The 17,136-nt window shown below is 42.0% G+C and carries 17 protein-coding genes and 1 pseudogene; 13 read left to right on the forward strand and 5 right to left on the reverse strand.

All coding sequences use genetic code 11. The features are described from left to right. The first annotated feature begins 113 nt into the window (after nucleotides 1-113). The 9 genes from B2W49_RS06800 (at nucleotide 114) to B2W49_RS06840 (ending at nucleotide 7,292) form a co-directional block, all read left to right on the forward strand. The gene (locus tag B2W49_RS06800; RefSeq protein ID WP_004970147.1) at nucleotides 114-512 is read left to right on the forward strand and encodes an ATP synthase subunit I; all 399 of its coding nucleotides are present in this window, start codon (nucleotides 114-116) and stop codon (nucleotides 510-512) included. Between the two features lie 103 nt (nucleotides 513-615). Beyond that, on the forward strand, nucleotides 616-1,491 hold the full coding sequence (gene atpB, locus B2W49_RS06805; RefSeq protein WP_168419254.1) for a F0F1 ATP synthase subunit A: 876 nt from the start codon (nucleotides 616-618) through the stop codon (nucleotides 1,489-1,491). An 85-nt stretch (nucleotides 1,492-1,576) separates the two neighbouring features. Next, nucleotides 1,577-1,822: a F0F1 ATP synthase subunit C gene (atpE, locus tag B2W49_RS06810; protein ID WP_000424060.1), complete on the forward strand. Its 246-nt coding sequence runs from the start codon at nucleotides 1,577-1,579 to the stop codon at nucleotides 1,820-1,822. A gap of 39 nt (nucleotides 1,823-1,861) precedes the next feature. Then, complete coding sequence (locus B2W49_RS06815) at nucleotides 1,862-2,332, forward strand: F0F1 ATP synthase subunit B (RefSeq protein ID WP_291337642.1); 471 nt, start codon at nucleotides 1,862-1,864, stop codon at nucleotides 2,330-2,332. Between the two features lie 14 nt (nucleotides 2,333-2,346). After that, the gene (locus tag B2W49_RS06820) at nucleotides 2,347-2,883 is read left to right on the forward strand and encodes a F0F1 ATP synthase subunit delta (protein ID WP_291337644.1); all 537 of its coding nucleotides are present in this window, start codon (nucleotides 2,347-2,349) and stop codon (nucleotides 2,881-2,883) included. A 40-nt stretch (nucleotides 2,884-2,923) separates the two neighbouring features. After that, a complete protein-coding gene (gene atpA / locus B2W49_RS06825; RefSeq protein WP_019837172.1) occupies nucleotides 2,924-4,468 on the forward strand; it encodes a F0F1 ATP synthase subunit alpha in 1,545 nt (514 codons plus the stop codon). An 83-nt stretch (nucleotides 4,469-4,551) separates the two neighbouring features. Further along, the gene (atpG, locus tag B2W49_RS06830; RefSeq protein ID WP_096902733.1) at nucleotides 4,552-5,421 is read left to right on the forward strand and encodes a F0F1 ATP synthase subunit gamma; all 870 of its coding nucleotides are present in this window, start codon (nucleotides 4,552-4,554) and stop codon (nucleotides 5,419-5,421) included. Between the two features lie 29 nt (nucleotides 5,422-5,450). Beyond that, nucleotides 5,451-6,845 carry a F0F1 ATP synthase subunit beta gene (gene atpD / locus B2W49_RS06835; protein WP_291337651.1) on the forward strand — a complete coding sequence of 465 codons (1,395 nt, stop codon included), beginning with the start codon at nucleotides 5,451-5,453 and terminating at the stop codon, nucleotides 6,843-6,845. 27 nt (nucleotides 6,846-6,872) lie between these two features. Next, nucleotides 6,873-7,292, forward strand: coding sequence for a F0F1 ATP synthase subunit epsilon (locus tag B2W49_RS06840; protein WP_019837174.1), 420 nt, complete (start codon nucleotides 6,873-6,875; stop codon nucleotides 7,290-7,292). A gap of 79 nt (nucleotides 7,293-7,371) precedes the next feature. Here the strand turns inward: B2W49_RS06840 and B2W49_RS06845 are convergent, their stop codons facing one another. Both B2W49_RS06845 and B2W49_RS06850 read right to left on the reverse strand, forming a co-directional pair. After that, the gene (locus tag B2W49_RS06845; RefSeq protein WP_291337654.1) at nucleotides 7,372-7,962 is read right to left on the reverse strand and encodes a hypothetical protein; all 591 of its coding nucleotides are present in this window, start codon (nucleotides 7,960-7,962) and stop codon (nucleotides 7,372-7,374) included. Between the two features lie 162 nt (nucleotides 7,963-8,124). Then, nucleotides 8,125-8,670 (reverse strand): glutathione peroxidase, encoded by a 546-nt coding sequence (locus B2W49_RS06850; protein WP_291337658.1) that lies wholly within the window; start codon nucleotides 8,668-8,670, stop codon nucleotides 8,125-8,127. A gap of 287 nt (nucleotides 8,671-8,957) precedes the next feature. Here B2W49_RS06850 and B2W49_RS06855 point away from each other — a divergent pair. Then, nucleotides 8,958-9,864 (forward strand): annotated as a pseudogene (locus B2W49_RS06855) (DMT family transporter). A gap of 391 nt (nucleotides 9,865-10,255) precedes the next feature. Here the strand turns inward: B2W49_RS06855 and B2W49_RS06860 are convergent. The 3 genes from B2W49_RS06860 to B2W49_RS06870 are packed head-to-tail and all read right to left on the reverse strand — an operon-like array spanning nucleotide 10,256 to nucleotide 13,272. Then, nucleotides 10,256-10,825 (reverse strand): L-threonylcarbamoyladenylate synthase, encoded by a 570-nt coding sequence (locus B2W49_RS06860; RefSeq protein WP_291337660.1) that lies wholly within the window; start codon nucleotides 10,823-10,825, stop codon nucleotides 10,256-10,258. A gap of 48 nt (nucleotides 10,826-10,873) precedes the next feature. After that, the gene (gene dprA, locus B2W49_RS06865) at nucleotides 10,874-12,097 is read right to left on the reverse strand and encodes a DNA-processing protein DprA (protein WP_291337662.1); all 1,224 of its coding nucleotides are present in this window, start codon (nucleotides 12,095-12,097) and stop codon (nucleotides 10,874-10,876) included. Nucleotides 12,098-12,114: 17 nt separating this feature from the next. Further along, entirely contained in the window at nucleotides 12,115-13,272 is a 1,158-nt protein-coding gene (locus tag B2W49_RS06870) for a LysM peptidoglycan-binding domain-containing protein (protein WP_291337664.1), read from the reverse strand. Between the two features lie 119 nt (nucleotides 13,273-13,391). Here B2W49_RS06870 and def point away from each other — a divergent pair, with 119 nt between their 5' ends. The 3 genes from def (at nucleotide 13,392) to B2W49_RS06885 (ending at nucleotide 16,536) form a co-directional block, all read left to right on the forward strand. Beyond that, on the forward strand, nucleotides 13,392-13,922 hold the full coding sequence (def, locus tag B2W49_RS06875) for a peptide deformylase (RefSeq protein WP_291337666.1): 531 nt from the start codon (nucleotides 13,392-13,394) through the stop codon (nucleotides 13,920-13,922). A 115-nt stretch (nucleotides 13,923-14,037) separates the two neighbouring features. Then, nucleotides 14,038-14,466 carry a DUF2946 family protein gene (locus B2W49_RS06880; protein ID WP_291337668.1) on the forward strand — a complete coding sequence of 143 codons (429 nt, stop codon included), beginning with the start codon at nucleotides 14,038-14,040 and terminating at the stop codon, nucleotides 14,464-14,466. A 63-nt stretch (nucleotides 14,467-14,529) separates the two neighbouring features. Beyond that, on the forward strand, nucleotides 14,530-16,536 hold the full coding sequence (locus tag B2W49_RS06885) for a TonB-dependent copper receptor (RefSeq protein WP_291337670.1): 2,007 nt from the start codon (nucleotides 14,530-14,532) through the stop codon (nucleotides 16,534-16,536). Nucleotides 16,537-17,136: the final 600 nt, after the last annotated feature.

A 17,136-nucleotide genomic window follows, 5' to 3' on the forward strand; every position in this document is an offset into this window, starting at 1 on the left:
GACTAAGGTCGGGAAACGATTGCATGTTCAGGGGGCTAACTCTATAATGCCTGCGATAAAAAACGATCATCAGTTGAACTTGTCAAGCATTAATGCTGTGAGTGGATAAAAAAATGAGCCGAACTAGTCGCTTGATTGACCGACGATTAGCTAAAGCTTTGGTCTTCTTACAAGCATTCATGATTCCTGTTTCAGCCCTGATAGCGTGGGTCTTGAAAGACTCAACGGCTGCCTTAAGCGCTGCACTTGGTGCGAGTGTTTGTTGGTTGGCAAGTTGTTATTTTTCATGGCAGTCGTTTCGAGCAGCAGGTGCACGAGCGTCCAGACAGGTTCTTTCGAACATGTATAGAGGAATGCTCGGTAAGTTTGCAATCGTGATCGTAGGATTCATTTTAATTTTAAGCAATGTACAGCCGTTATCCCCGGTGGCATTGTTTTGTGGTTTTATGCTCGTTCAAAGCATGTCGTGGGTTGCGCCATTTTGGGTGTCACGATTACAAAAACGAGTCTAAACGCAGCAAAAATTGAAAAGTTTTTCAGGAATAGGCGAGATATCAAGCAGCACGCGATGTTCGTTTATTCTATTAGTTTTTTTACATTGACCAGGTGTGATTTATGGCTGCTGAAGAACATGCCCTTACTTCGACCGAGTATATCAAGCATCACTTGACCAATATGACCTATGGCAAAATGCCAGACGGTTCATGGAAGTTGGCTGAGTCTGCTGAAGAAGCTCAACAGATGGGGTTCACTGCTATTCACTTGGATTCAATGGGTTGGTCTATTGGACTTGGTCTGATCTTCTGTTTCTTGTTCTGGATCGTGGCGAAAGCTGCAAATGCGGGCGTGCCTAGCAAATTCCAGTCAGCAATTGAAGTGATTATCGAGTTTGTGGATTCTAGTGTACGTGATACCTTCCACGGGAAGTCTCGATTAATTGCACCCCTAGCATTAACCATTTTCGTGTGGATCTTCCTCATGAACTTGATGGACTTAATCCCTGTTGACTTTATTCCTTATGTAGCTCAACAGGCGATTGCTTCTATGCTGGGTGTAGATCCTCATCAGGTTTACTTTAAAATTGTTCCGACTACAGATCCAAACATTACCTTAGGTATGTCTATTTCTGTATTCTTCTTAATTATTTTCTATAGTATTCGTGAAAAAGGAATTGGCGGCTTCGTTGGTGAGTTAGCACTTAACCCATTTAACCCAAGTAATCCAGTTGCTAAAGTGCTTTTAATTCCATTCAACTTATTGTTGGAATTGACTACTTTCTTGGCGCGACCAGTTTCATTGGCTCTACGACTATTCGGTAACATGTATGCGGGTGAGTTAATCTTCATTCTTATCGCGTTATTACCGTTCTGGATCCAGTGGGCGTTGTCTGTGCCTTGGGCGATTTTCCACATTTTGATTATTACGCTACAAGCATTCATTTTCATGATGTTGACTATCGTGTACATGAGTATGGCAAGCGAAAAGCATTAATGGTATTGCCTGACTATCACTGGATGGTTGGGCACACAATTTTTTAACTTAATTTGGTATAAAACCTAACCTCTGAGGAATTATCATGGAACTCACTTTAGGTCTAGTTGCAATTGCATCTGCTATCTTGATCGCTTTCGGTGCTTTAGGTACTGCGATTGGTTTTGGTCTTTTAGGCGGTCGCTTCCTTGAAGCTGTTGCTCGTCAACCAGAATTGGCTCCACAACTTCAAACTCGTATGTTCTTAATCGCGGGTCTTCTTGATGCTGTGCCTATGATCGGTGTTGGTATTGGCTTGTTCTTCATCTTCGCTAATCCATTTGTAGGTTAATCAGCTTAATTCCGAAATTCACTATTTGAGGAATTTGCAATGAATATCAACCTCACATTGTTTGGCCAAGCGATTGCATTTGCGATTTTCGTCGCATTCTGCATGAAGTTTGTATGGCCACCACTAATCAATGCGATTAGTGAGCGTCAGCGTCGTATTGCTGACGGCTTAAATGCAGCTGAAAAAGCCAAAGCTGATCTTGCCGATGCGCAAGCTCAAGTAAAGGCTGAATTGGATGCAGCTAAAGCACAAGCGGCTCAATTGATCGAACAAGCGAATCGTCGTGCAGCACAATTGGTAGAAGAAGCGCGTACCCAAGCATCTGCTGAAGGTGAGCGTATTCGTCAACAAGCGAAAGAAGCTGTTGATACAGAAATCAATGCTGCTCGCGAAGAATTACGTCAACAAGTAGCTGCGCTTGCAGTAGCTGGTGCAGAGAAAATTCTTAGCCAGCAAGTTGACGCAGAAGCTCACAATGCCATGCTGACTCAGCTGGCTGCTAAACTTTAAGAGAGAGGCAGATTATGGCTGAACTCTTGACGTTGGCACGCCCCTACGCTAAAGCAGCATTTGCTTACGCTTCTGAGCAAGGTGCAACCGACAATTGGTCAACAGCACTTAACTTGCTCAGTGCTGCGGTGCAAGACGAAGCATTTTCAGCTTACTTAAATCGCCCTGAGCTTACGCCTGCTGAGCAGGTGAGTATTCTTGCCAAAATTTTAGGTGAAGACCAAACTGCAGCATTGTCAAACTTTTTGACATTGCTTGCTGAAAACAACCGTTTGGCTTTGCTTCCTGAAATTCAAGCAGAATATGAACAGCTCAAATCACAGAATAACAATACTGTGGATGTTGTGATTGAATCAGCATTCCCATTGACTTCTGTACAAGAACAAATTCTTGCTCAAGCGTTAGAAAAACGTTTCGCTGCGGCAGTAAATGTTTCTGTAGAAGTGAACCCAGCGTTAATTGCGGGTGTGGTTATTCGTGCAGGCGACCAAGTGATAGATGATTCTGCGCTTAACAAGCTTGAAAAAATGCGGACACGTCTTTTAGCTTAATTGCGAAGACTGAACTAATAAAAGATTGAGGTATAGCGCAATGCAACAACTGAATCCATCCGAGATCAGTGCGCTCATTAAACAGCGTATCGGCGATCTGGACACCAGCGCGACCGCTAAAAACGAAGGTACCATTGTTATGGTATCCGACGGTATTGTGCGCATTCACGGCCTTGCTGATGCAATGTACGGTGAAATGATCGAATTCGACGGCGGCTTATTTGGTATGGCACTGAACCTAGAACAGGATTCAGTGGGCGTCGTTGTTTTAGGTAACTACTTAAGCCTTCAAGAAGGTCAAAAAGCTCGTTGCACAGGTCGTGTATTAGAAGTTCCGGTTGGTCCTGAACTTTTAGGCCGTGTGGTAGATGCTTTGGGTAACCCAATTGATGGTAAAGGCCCTATTGATGCAAAATTAACTGATGCTGTTGAAAAAGTAGCACCAGGCGTAATTTGGCGTCAATCAGTGGATCAACCTGTTCAAACTGGTTATAAATCAGTAGATACAATGATCCCTGTAGGCCGTGGTCAACGTGAGTTGATTATTGGTGACCGTCAAACTGGTAAAACAGCAATGGCGATCGATGCGATCATCGCTCAGAAAAACTCTGGCATTAAGTGTGTGTACGTAGCAATTGGTCAAAAACAATCGACTATCGCAAACGTTGTGCGCAAGCTAGAAGAAACTGGCGCTATGGCGTATACAACTGTTGTTGCAGCAGCAGCGGCAGATCCAGCAGCAATGTTGTATCTTGCTCCGTACTCTGGCTGTACAATGGGTGAATACTTCCGTGACCGTGGTGAAGACGCGCTTATCATTTATGATGACTTGTCTAAACAAGCTGTTGCGTATCGTCAAATTTCATTGCTTTTACGTCGTCCACCAGGTCGTGAAGCGTATCCAGGTGACGTGTTCTATCTACACTCGCGTCTACTTGAACGTGCTTCTCGTGTATCTGCTGACTACGTTGAGAAATTCACTAACGGTGAAGTTAAAGGTCAAACTGGTTCTTTAACTGCATTGCCGATTATTGAAACTCAAGCAGGTGACGTATCTGCATTCGTACCAACCAACGTAATTTCGATTACAGATGGTCAGATCTTCTTAGAAACATCATTATTCAACGCAGGTATCCGTCCTGCTGTGAACGCGGGTATTTCTGTATCGCGTGTTGGTGGTTCTGCTCAAACTAAGATCATCAAAAAATTGTCTGGTGGTATCCGTACCGCTTTGGCGCAATACCGTGAATTGGCAGCGTTTGCTCAGTTCGCTTCTGACCTTGACGAAGCAACTCGTAAGCAACTTGAACATGGTCAACGTGTAACTGAGTTAATGAAGCAGAAACAATATGCGCCATACTCAATTGCCGACCAAGCTGTTTCAGTTTATGCATCTAACGAAGGCTATATGGCTGACGTAGAAGTGAAGAAAATCGTAGACTTTGATGCTGCGTTAATCTCTTACTTCCGTTCAGAACATGCTGCGTTAATGCAACAAATCGATGAAACTGGTGATTTCAACAAAGACATCGAAGCTGCAATCAAAGCAGGTATTGAAAGCTTTAAAGCGACTCAAACTTACTAATTTAGCATTGGCTAGTTAGAGGTTTGGTTCACGGAATCAACCTTCGGAAGCCTGAAAGGGCTTTCGAATACTAGGTTAAGCGTATGGCAAATTTAAAAGAAATTCGCGCCAAAGTTGCTAGTATCAAGAGCACGCAAAAGATTACTCGCGCGATGCAAATGGTTGCTGCTTCTAAGATGCGTCGTGCGCAAGAGCGCATGGCTCAAGGCCGTCCGTATGCCGAAAATATGCACCGTGTAATTGCTCATTTGGTACAGGCGAACCCTGAATACAAACACCGTTATATGATTGAACGCCCAGTTAAGCGCGTTGGTTATATCATTGTGTCTTCAGATCGTGGTTTAGCCGGTGGCTTGAACATTAACTTGTTCAAGAAAGTTGTAAAGCATGTACAGCAACAACAAGAGCAGTCAATTGAAGTTCAGTTTGCTTTAATTGGTCAAAAAGCGGTTTCGTTTTTTAAAAACTACGGCGGTAAAGTGCTTGGTGCAACTACAAACGTAGGTGATGCGCCAAGTCTTGAACAGTTATCTGGTTCTGTGCAAGTGATGTTAGATGCGTACGATAAAGGCGAGTTAGATCGCATTTACCTCGTGTCAAACGGCTTTGTCAATGCCATGACTCAAGATCAGAAAATCGAACAACTTGTTCCTTTAGCAGCTGCTGAAGAAAACAAGACTCTTAACCGTCAATACGGTTGGGACTATATCTATGAACCAGAAGCTGAAGAGCTGTTAAATGGTTTATTGGTTCGTTACATCGAGTCTATGGTTTATCAAGGTGTGATTGAAAACATCGCATGTGAACAGTCTGCACGTATGGTTGCAATGAAAGCTGCAACAGATAACGCAGGTGAACTGATCAAGAGCCTACAACTTATTTATAACAAGCTGCGTCAAGCCGCGATTACTCAGGAAATTTCTGAAATCGTTGGTGGTGCCGCTGCCGTTTAACATTATTAGTTTGAATTGAGGAGACAGCAATGAGTGGCGGTCGTATCATTCAGATCATCGGCGCGGTTATCGACGTCGAGTTTGAACGCAACAGCGTTCCTAAGATCTATGACGCTCTCCAAGTTGACGGTACTGAAACTACATTAGAAGTTCAGCAACAACTTGGTGATGGCGTAGTTCGTACTATTGCAATGGGTTCTACTGAAGGCCTTAAGCGTGGTTTGAACGTAACTAACACTAACGCGCCAATCTCTGTACCAGTCGGTACAGCGACACTTGGTCGTATCATGGACGTTCTTGGTCGCCCGATCGACGAAGCTGGTCCAGTTGCAACTGAAGAGCGTTTACCAATTCACCGTCAAGCGCCTTCTTATGCAGAACAAGCGGCTTCTACTGACCTTTTAGAAACTGGGATTAAAGTGATTGACTTACTTTGCCCGTTCGCGAAAGGTGGTAAAGTTGGTCTGTTCGGTGGTGCGGGTGTTGGTAAAACCGTAAACATGATGGAGTTGATTAACAACATCGCTAAAGCGCACTCAGGTTTATCTGTATTCGCTGGTGTTGGTGAGCGTACTCGTGAAGGTAACGACTTCTATCACGAAATGAAAGACTCTAACGTTCTAGACAAAGTAGCAATGGTCTACGGTCAGATGAACGAGCCACCTGGTAACCGTTTACGCGTAGCGTTAACTGGTTTGACTATGGCTGAGTACTTCCGTGATCAAAAAGACGAGAACGGTAAAGGTCGTGACGTATTATTGTTCGTAGACAACATCTACCGTTATACACTAGCAGGTACTGAAGTATCAGCACTTCTAGGTCGTATGCCATCTGCAGTAGGTTATCAGCCTACACTTGCAGAAGAGATGGGTGTTCTTCAAGAACGTATTACTTCAACTAAGTCGGGTTCGATTACATCTATTCAAGCTGTATACGTACCTGCCGATGACTTGACTGACCCATCGCCTGCTACAACGTTCGCGCACTTAGACGCAACTGTAGTATTGAGCCGTGACATTGCATCTCAAGGTATTTACCCTGCGATCGATCCACTAGACTCAACTTCACGTCAGTTAGATCCATTAGTTGTTGGTACTGAGCATTACGAAATTGCTCGTTCGGTTCAAAACGTTCTTCAACGTTATAAAGAATTGAAAGACATTATCGCAATTCTTGGTATGGACGAATTGTCAGAAGAAGACAAACTTATTGTATACCGTGCACGTAAGATCCAACGTTTCTTCTCTCAACCGTTCCACGTAGCTGAAGTATTTACTGGTGCGCCTGGTAAACTTGTACCGCTTAAAGATACAATTCGTGGCTTTAAAGGTCTTCTAGCTGGTGAATACGATCATATCCCAGAACAAGCGTTCTATATGGTTGGTGGTATTGACGAAGTGATTGCTAAAGCCGAGAAACTTTAATTAGCAGCTCTAATTTAGGAGATTCTCATGGCGACTATGCAATGTGATGTTGTAAGTGTAAAAGAGTCTTTGTACTCGGGCACTGTGACTATGCTAATTGCAAAAGGTGCTGGCGGTGAACTCGGTATTATGCCGGGTCACGCACCACTGGTAACTTTGCTTCAGCCGGGTGCAATCCGCGTTCTGCTGGAAAATGGTACAGAAGAATTAATCTATGTATCTGGTGGTGTTCTAGAAGTTCAACCGCATGTTGTTACGATTCTTGCAGATACTGCAGTTCGTGCAGAAAACTTAGATGAAGCGGCAATTATTGAAGCGCGTAAACACGCTGAACAATTGTTGGCAAATCAAAAGAGCGATTTGGACTCTGCTGCTGCTTTGGCTGCTTTGGCTGAAACTGCTGCACAGTTGGAAACTATCCGCAAAATCAAAAACCGTGCAATGTAATTGCTGGTTTAAGAATGAAAAAAGCCACTCGAAAGAGTGGCTTTTTTTATGCTATTTGGAATTGAAGCCTTACATTTGCTTAAGATGCGGTATTGGTGGTTTCAGTTAGCTGATTCGACTCACCTTGTAAAATCATCGCCGCCAGTTTGAGCATTTCAGTTTGAATATTCCCCATTTGCTGTTCCAGTTTTTTAAAGTCCACTTTGCTTAAATCGACTTGACCATTTAAAAATGGCGAAGCCAAAACTTGCTGATTAGCGGTCAATAAGTTTTGACGGATGGTATCAATTTCCTGTGTTTTTAAGTCTAGGCTGCTTAGTGTTTGATTAAAGCCTTGTAATTGCTGTTGTAATTGAGTCGCTAAAATTTGCAATTGTTGTGGATCTTGCGCATCTAAAGCGGTTTGCAACTCAGACTTGGTTTGATTCAATTGTTCGATATATTGACCTGCTTTAAGCTGTAAATCAGCTACATCACGCACAATATAGAACATATTACCACTGCTTAATGGGGCACTTGTTGTATTTTCAGTGCGATTAGATGTTGCGTTGGAATCATCTTGGTCTGTTGTAGGCGTTTGTGCCGTGTTCATTTGATCACAGGCGCTGAGTAGAAAGGCAGAACTCAATAGTGCAAACGGAAGTAGTGCCTTCGAAGATACATTTTTCATATTCATGTGATTTTGGGTGTTTGATTATAGTGAATATAAAACGAAAATATGAATAAAAAACAGATTGTTGCAAAGCAATAACAAATATTCGAAGTGTTGTTGAAATGATAAACAGGGATTTGCCGAAGCAAATTCCCTGTATAAAGCGTTCATTGCCAATCATTATTTGGCGAGTTCTGCTGCAATCGCATCCAAAATACGTGAGTCATCTGCGGTTAAATCTGGGGCAAAACGCGCCACAACTTCACCTTGTTTATTCACCAAAAACTTTTCAAAGTTCCACAATACTTCAGGTGGTTCGTTTGGAGTTAAGCCGTAATCAACCAGATCTTTCCACCAAGGGCCTTCACCAATACGTTCAGGAATTGCTTGCGTTAAAGCCGTGTAGAGAGGATGTTTTTCTGCACCCACGACTGGAATTTTAGCAAACAATGGAAAACTCACCTGATAATTCAGTGAGCAAAATTCCTGAATTTCTGTATCGCTGCCCGGTTCTTGTGCCAAGAAATCATTCGATGGAAAGGCTAAAATTTCTAAGCCTTGTGCCTGTTTTGCTGCGTAGAGTTGCTGTAAGCCTTCGTATTGCGGGGTTAAGCCACATTTTGATGCCACGTTCACGATCAACAACACTTTTCCTGCATATTGATTTAATGTGGTTTCCGTACCCTGATTGGTTTTTACTGCAATGTCATAAACTGAAGTGCGCATAGTTGCTTCCTAGAATCTGTATTTTACCGCTATTGTTGTAACTGTAATTTTTGGATACAGCAAGTTTTATAGCAAAGAAATTTACGGAATTGTCGAAATCCTGTGTGGCCGTGAAATTGCGCAGAAAAATGTCATTCGTATCTGCATTATGTTTTATTAATGGATAAATTGAACGAAAAGTGTCATAAATAGACGGTGGGCTTTTTTAGCACTTTGCATCACAAATCAGTTATAGAAAAAGGTCTCACAGCAGGTATGCTGCTTGGTACAACAAGGATGATGAATACATGATACGGTCAGATAAAGGCGTGTTTTGGGCAATTTTATTGCCATTGATTGCGGTATTGATTTGGTCGTTAAATATTGCGGTGACGCGCTATGTTGCGGCGTATATTTCACCCGTCAGTATCAGTTTTTATCGTTGGTTAATTGCCTTTCTGATTTTAACACCATGGATATTGCCAAAAGTTTGGCAGCAACGTGAGTTAATTCGTCCACATTTGAAACAGTTGGCAGTGCTCAGTGCATTTGGTTTGGTACTGTATCAAGGTCTCAGTTATACCGCAGCCAATTACACTACTGCAACCAATATGGGTATTATTAATGCGTTTATTCCCATGTTTACGATCCTGGTTTCGTTGCTGATCTTAAAAGATATTCCCACACGATTTGCTGTTTTAGGCTGTATTATTTCATTTTCGGGTTTGTTGTATGTAATTGCACAAGGAGATTTACGTCAACTCAGTGAGCTGACAGGACATGCTGGCGATATGCTCATGGTTTTGGCGGTATTTTTTTACGCCTTTTATGGGGTGTTTTTAAAAAAATGGAATTTAAAATTGCCGCTCATGCTAAGTCTTTATGTACAAATTATATTCGCCTTGCTTTATCATCTGCCATTTAGTGTGGTTCGGCTTAGATCAATTAAATAGTCAAAATGGTTTAAGTGTGCTGTATGCAGGTATATTTCCATCAATTATTGCACCTTTGGTATGGATGTTGGCTGTTCAATATTTAGGACCAAATCGCACCAGTATTTTTATGAATTTGATGCCTGTTTTTACGGCCATCATTGCATATTTTTGGTTGGCAGAATTGTGGGGGAGTTATCATAGTATCGGTGGATTGATTATTTTAACGGGTATTGTGTTGGCGCAAATGAAAGTGCGTGTACACATTCAAGCAAAAAGTTGAGTTTAGTTGATTATTTATTGGTCAGTTAAAGGTGTATTTAAAATGCTTTTTATTCAAAATTTATTCAGTATTGAGCGTTATGAATTATGACAGTTTTTTTAATTATTCTAAAATAATTGTAAAAATAGTAAGATAATTTAAATTATTAAGAAAAAATGACGAATCTTTTATTGAATATTTATATTTAATTAATAGAAAAAATCTATTTGTATAGTCGACTAAATTACTCCATAATTCACGTACTGGAAATGACCTACTGTATTTCATAATCAGTCAAATATCATTTGCAGCAAGATTTTCAAACCCTCTGGATGTGCTTTTATACACATCCTTTTTATGCTCAACCATCCCTATATGGTTGAGCTTTTTTTTATCTAAAATTTGTCTAAAGCTAGGCGCGAATCACCATCCCAGTCTCTGCATCTAAAATACGGCTGGGTTGCTGACTTAAACCTAAATCACCATTTAAGTAGTGCAATTGTTGTTGGAAATATTGCGTTGCTTCTTGCAAAGAGCGTGCAGGGTCAAGTCCCGCAGGATTGGCACTGGTCGATACAATAAAGCCATCAAAAGCATGGCATAGTGCCATACATAAAGGGTGATTGGTTACGCGCACCGCTACTTTGGGGTGTTGACCTGTAATCCACTCTGGAATTGCGGATGTGCTGGGTAGCAGCCAAGTGGTCGCTCGATCTGTGGGATGAGTATTGGTCCATGACGCAATCACGCGATCTCGTATTTCGGGGCGTAAATCCTGCAGTAAATGCTCCACTTGTGATAGATGTCCTGCCAGTAAAATCACACCTTTTTCAATTGGACGCTGTTTCAGACGTAGAATTTCCAAAAATGCCTGTTGATTATATGGATCACATCCCAATCCCCAAACGGCCTCTGTAGGGTAGGCCAGTACCTGTCCTTGTTGTAGACATGCAGCGGCTTCGGTGACAGAGGTTGTAATCATGGGAGTTTTACCTAAACAGAAATGTGAAATAGGCACTGATTGTGCACCTTATTTGTGTGGACGACAACGCAAATATAAGCCTGATTGCTGTAAACAGAAGCCCATGAGTTCTAGTTCCATTAATGCACTGGTGAGTGTGGCAATATCTAAATTCAGTTGCTGTGCCAAGTAGTCGATGCTTTGTCCGACCCAATCCAGTTGTTGATACAGCGTCAATAAATGCTCTGGAATGTGCGGTGTAGTTGTGTCGGTTGTTTTTGTGGTGGTGCTTAGAAGCGTTGTTTCAGTTTGTGGCGTAGGGGATTCGGCTCTTATCGATGCTGTTGTGACCTGATCTGGTTTTGTCGCCATTTGGTTTTGTTGATATTGCCATTGGGTCGGCAGGGCTAAATCCTCAATCACTTGTTCAGGATGGTCGACCAAAATTGCACCCTCACGAATCAATTGATGGCAACCTTGATGAAATTCACTATAAATATGTCCAGGAATGGCAAATATCAATTTGCCTTGCTCTGCTGCTAATTTGGCGGTAATCAGTGAGCCACTTTTTAAACTGGCTTCAGCAACAATCACGCCTAAACTTAGTCCACTGACAATACGGTTGCGTCGTGGGAAATGTTGCTGTAAGGGTTTGGTGTGCGGTAAAAACTCTGTAATTACGGCACCACCAGATTCCACAATCTGTTGGCGCAGGCTGTGATGTGCACTTGGGTAAGTGCTGTCCAAACCTGTGCCCATGACTGCAATGGTACGTTGATGTTGCAAAGCACCTTGATGTGCGGCCTCATCAATACCTTGTGCCAAACCGCTATTGATAAAGAACCCTTGCTCACTTAAATAATAAGCAAAATCATAAGCTACTTGCCGGCCATGCGGGCTGGCTTTACGACTGCCGACAATTGCAATTTGCGCTTGCAACAAAGCCTGTGCATTGCCTTGTCCAAATAAAATTGGTGGCTTATTGGCATAGGGGTGTAACTGATTCGGATAATCAGCATCATCTAGAGTTAATACAAAATCGCACTGCTGTTGCAGTTGATTCAGACATTGTTCAAAGGCAAGTTGCCCTGTAGGGCTAAGATATTCTTTGGCACGTTGTAGATGGTTGGCATGAATACGCACATCTGACCACGTAAGGAGATGCTCGGGCTGCACTGCGGCAGCCACGGAACCATAATGTTGTACGAGTTTGGAAAAACTGGACAGTGAATGTTGAACCAAATACCACAATAAAATGGAGTTGATTTGCTGTGGGCTGAATGAATTCAACATCACCATCTCAAACCGTTTTAGTCATCCATACGCGGTGCTTGTAGGCTAGCACCGACTTTAATAGGCAATTCGCTGTCTAAGACATATGCATAGCTAATGTGGTCAAAGCTCTTGAAGACCATGATATTGCCAATGCGTTCGCCTGGAAGCTGAACACGCTCTTTGGTTTTCGGGTCGGTGACCACTTCGCCTTTTTGCGTTACGCTAAAGACATAACCAGATTGCACGCCATGTAATGTACCGCGATCAATCGCCACAACACTGTGTTTTGCTGCGGTACCAATCGAGCCCATCACGCGTAGCACTTGACCACCTGCGCTGACATTTTCAGCATGCGTTGGATAGAACAGGGTTGGCAACATTGGGTCATAAATTGGTAAGACACGATCACCACGACGCACTTCGGCATTGTAGGTATCGGTCAATTCAAGTGTGGTGATGTCATTTTCGCCACGTACTGCAATACCTGCAGCAACTTGGGTGAGTTCAATGCCTGCATTGAATTTTTGACCATTGGCATCGGTTAGCATGTACGGCTCGCCTTCACGATATACCCCGTAGCGTTGACCTACTTCCAAACCTGCACCACGTGCATACACACTTTGACCTTTGGCGGCTAAAACACGCTGATCAGAAGTACCTAAAATATACGGTGTACCTTGTAACGCATCTGCGGCAATAATGCTGCTGCGCTCTAACCAGTGTTTGATATAGTCAAGTGGAATCACAGGAATGGTATTATTTAAAGATTCCACGCGAATTTGTGGTTGTAAATTGGTGCTCTTGCCTGCATAACGACGGATAATACCTTCGCAACCATCGCCTTCATCTTTACCAATAATTGGACGACCTTCATAGGTACACATCAATAAACGGTCACCCGGGAAAATCCAGTGAGGATTTTTTACGTGACGGTTACTTGCCCAAATTTCAGGCCAACGTAATGGATTGTTCAGGAATTTTTTGGAAATATCCCATAAGGTATCGCCTTTTTTTACCACATACACATTTGGTGCGCTGGCTTTTAAGGCAGGCGGATTGATGTTTCGTGCAGGTGCTGCTTCAGCCACACTGATGGCACTAAGTCCCACTGTGAGACATACCGCGAGTGCTAAAACTTGCTTTTTAAACCCCAAGACACGAAAAGAGGATGTGTCTGTCAAAACCTTTTTCATTATCATAATTCCTAAAATTATGTATGTAGTTGCGTTATAATAACGATCTTACACACATTTTTTTGATGAAGCATTCCTTCATTCGGTTTTTTGATCAATGGCATAAGTGAGGATGTCCCATGGCCTTATTACCTATTTTAAGTTTCCCGGATCCCCGTCTGCGTACCATTGCAAAACCAGTCGAAGAAGTCACCGACGAGATTCGTCAGCTTGCTGCAGATATGCTTGAAACGATGTATGCCGCACCCGGAATTGGTTTGGCTGCAACACAGGTCGATCATCATATTCAGCTGATTGTCATGGATTTATCTGAAAACAAAGATCAACCCATGGTCTTCATTAACCCCAAAATTACCCCATTGACTGAAGAGACCCAACCGTATGAAGAAGGGTGTTTGTCAGTGCCTCAAATATACGACAAAGTTGAGCGTCCGTCACGCGTAAAAATTGAAGCGATTAACCTTGAGGGTCAATCCTTTACGCTAGAAGCGGATGAACTTCTCGCTGTTTGTATTCAACATGAAATGGATCACTTAAATGGCAAATTATTTGTCGATTATTTATCGCCGCTCAAACGTCAGCGCGCCCGTGAAAAAGTCGAAAAAATAGTGCGTCAGCGTCAGAAAGAAAAAGTCGTGGTTAAGCGTTAAAACGTAGAGAAATCAAGAAGGCTACACGCACAAGTTTAGACCAAAGCCTAAAAATCAGTCCAATTTCGATTGAGCTTTGTTATACTTGTGCCACACAAATTCAGGATAGATATTTTTGTTGTTGCGTTGTGGTTTACTGCTTTCATTTATCGCAGTTTTTTTACAGATTGCTGTTTTTTTACAGCCTTTGCTGCCTGAGCAATATCAAGTTGCGCCAGTCTGTGAAACCATCACGCGTGCACTTTTATTGCCACACAAAACAATGGCTGCTGCGGGTCATGATGTGCACAGCTCTCATCTACATGCAGATCAACAACAAGTTACGACACAAAACGAACATCATCATCACGATGCTTCACATCAATGTCAGTACTGTACGGTATATGGCAATTTAGTCCTGCCACCTGAATTAGAATTGAAAGAAGTGCTTGATCGTATTCAAGTGCGGCTTTTGGCATTTCAAAAACGTTTTCAACACGTTTGGTTTGCACTTCAACAACTCTTTTTACTTCCGCAAGGACGTGCCCCGCCTCACTTTGCATAAATTCAAGATTTTTTCGGGTCTATTTTGACCCTAACTGTATTTATGTTTTAAGTGAGAAATAAAATGGCTCAGCCTAAATTTTTATTACAGCCTGTTGCGGCTGCAGTTTGTGTTGCCTGCTATTCTGCAAGTGCTTTTGCTGATCAAACCGTTTTGACTGCCAATGTGCACAGTCTTGCCCCAATTGTTGCGACTGCACAGCAGGGTAATGATGCCAATGGTCTGGTGGTGCGTGCCAATCCAAAACAACCCATTCAGCCTATTCCAGCCACAGATGGCGCAGATTATTTACAAAGCATTGTCGGTTTTAGTGCAGTGAATAGTGGCGCGGGTACCAATGGTGATGTGACCTTCCGTGGCATGTTTGGTTCACGTATTAAAATTTTAACCGATGGTTCTGAAAACTTAGGCGCATGTCCAAGTCGTATGGATTCGCCAACCTCTTATATTTCACCAGAAAGTTTTGATGAAATTACCGTGATTAAAGGCCCGCAAACGGTGCAATATGCCAACACGGGTTCGGCAGCAACGGTACTGTTTGAACGTAAGCCTGAACAATTTGGTGAAGGTCAAAACTATCGTGGACAAGCCAGTGTTTTGATGGGTTCGTTTGGTCGTTTGGATCATAATATTGAAGCAGCAGCGGGCGATGCACTGAAATATATTCGTTTAAATGCTAACCGTTCTGTGGCTGACAGCTATAAAGATGGCAATGGTACAACTGTTCCTTCAGATTGGGAGCGTTGGAATGCCGATGTTGCTTTAGGTTGGACACCCGATGCAGATACTTGGCTTGAGCTGACAGGTGGTCGTGGTGATGCCGAAGTGGTGTATGCAGGCCGCATGATGGATGGTTCTGAATTTGACCGTGAAAGTTTGGGTTTGCGTGTAGAAAAGAAAAACATCACCGATGTGATTAAGAAAATTGAAGCACAGGTGAACTATAGCTTTAATGATCACGTGATGGATAACTATAGTTTACGCGCCAAACCTATGATGGAAATGGCAACTAATGTGACGCGTAAAACATTAAATGCACGTATGGCGGTGACACATGAATGGGATAAATTACAGTTTATAACAGGTATTGATACTCAGAATAATGAGCATGGTATTCGTAAAACAGATATGCAGGGCTCTTATCTAACTAAGCCTCTTTTGACTGATATGGAATTTCAATCTTATGGTGGTTTTGGTGAATTGAGTTATCAGCTTAATGATCAAAATAAATTAGTTGCAGGTGTGCGTGTCGATCAGGTCGAAGTTGATGCAGTGCAAACAGCTCAACAACGTAAAGAAACTTTGCCAAGTGGCTTTATCCGTTTGGAAAATCAGCATCCACACCATGATGCAAAAACGTATGTCGGTTTGGGTTATGTAGAGCGTATGCCTGATTATTGGGAATTATTTACACCAAAATCAGGAAATGGTAATCCAAATACATTTAAAAATATTGATACTGAAAAAACACTTCAACTGGATTTTGGCTATCAACATGAGCATGGTGCATTTAGTTCTTGGGCATCGGCTTATGCGGGTTTGATTAATGACTATATTCTAACTAAATATACGAGTATGACAGATGCGCATACGCGCAATGTGGATGCAACCATTGCTGGGGCAGAAGTTGGTATGGGTTATCAATTTACCGATGCTTTGCAAGCTGATATGAGTGCCATGTATGCGTGGGGTGAAAACACCACAGACAATACGCCGTTACCACAAATTTCACCTTTGGAAGGACGTTTAAACCTACGCTATGTTCAAGATAGATACACTTTAGGTGCATTATTACGTGTAGTCGATGGTCAAAGTCGTATAAGTAAAGATGAGGGTAATATCGTAGGTTACGACCTCAAAGAGAGCAGTGGCTTTGGCGTGTTGTCTTTAAATGGCAGCTATAACCTCAATAAAAGTGTTGATGTGTCTGTGGGCATTGATAACGTACTAGATAAAACTTATACCGAGCATTTAAACAAAATGGGTGCGTCAGGAACAGGTTTACCAGTTACTGAACAATTTAATAATAGTGGTCGCAACTATTGGGCGCGGATCAGTATGAAGTTCTAATTTGGACTTTATTTAAACCAAAAGCAGGGCTTTGGCTCTGCTTTTTACTTTTTTGTGACAATAATTACTTATAAAACAGTTGTTTAGGTATTTGGGCTTTGTTTAAAAGAATTATTTAGATTTTTATTAAAATAAATTTATAAGATAAAACAGTAGCTTATCTATTTTTGGGTTTATAAAATAAACACCCGATATATTTCTTTAAAAAAAAGTATTGCAAGGTAAAATAATTGCCCTATAATGCACATCCATCGGCGGTGATGCAGATTAAAACTTCTGATAAAACAATGACTTGGTTGAAAATGATTGAGTTGGGTTTTAGAAAGTTGGTTTAAAATAATTTAAATTACCAGTTGACACTTTAGAAATAAAGCGTAATATAGCCGACCTAGCTTGCTGCTGACGAAGTGGCAAGAAGATCATTAAGAGATTATGAAGAACAACTTGTGTGGATTTTTACTGGTTGATTGATCGAAATTATTTTCATTGATTGATTGGTTTAAATTACTCGAAGTTTATTTGAGCGAAATTTAAGTCAGAAAATTGATGAGCCAGATTTGGTCACTTCGAATAAAGTGACAAAATGATTTTAACTGAAGA

The organism is Acinetobacter sp. UBA801 (genome assembly GCA_002296655.1).
Lineage (GTDB): Bacteria > Pseudomonadota > Gammaproteobacteria > Pseudomonadales > Moraxellaceae > Acinetobacter.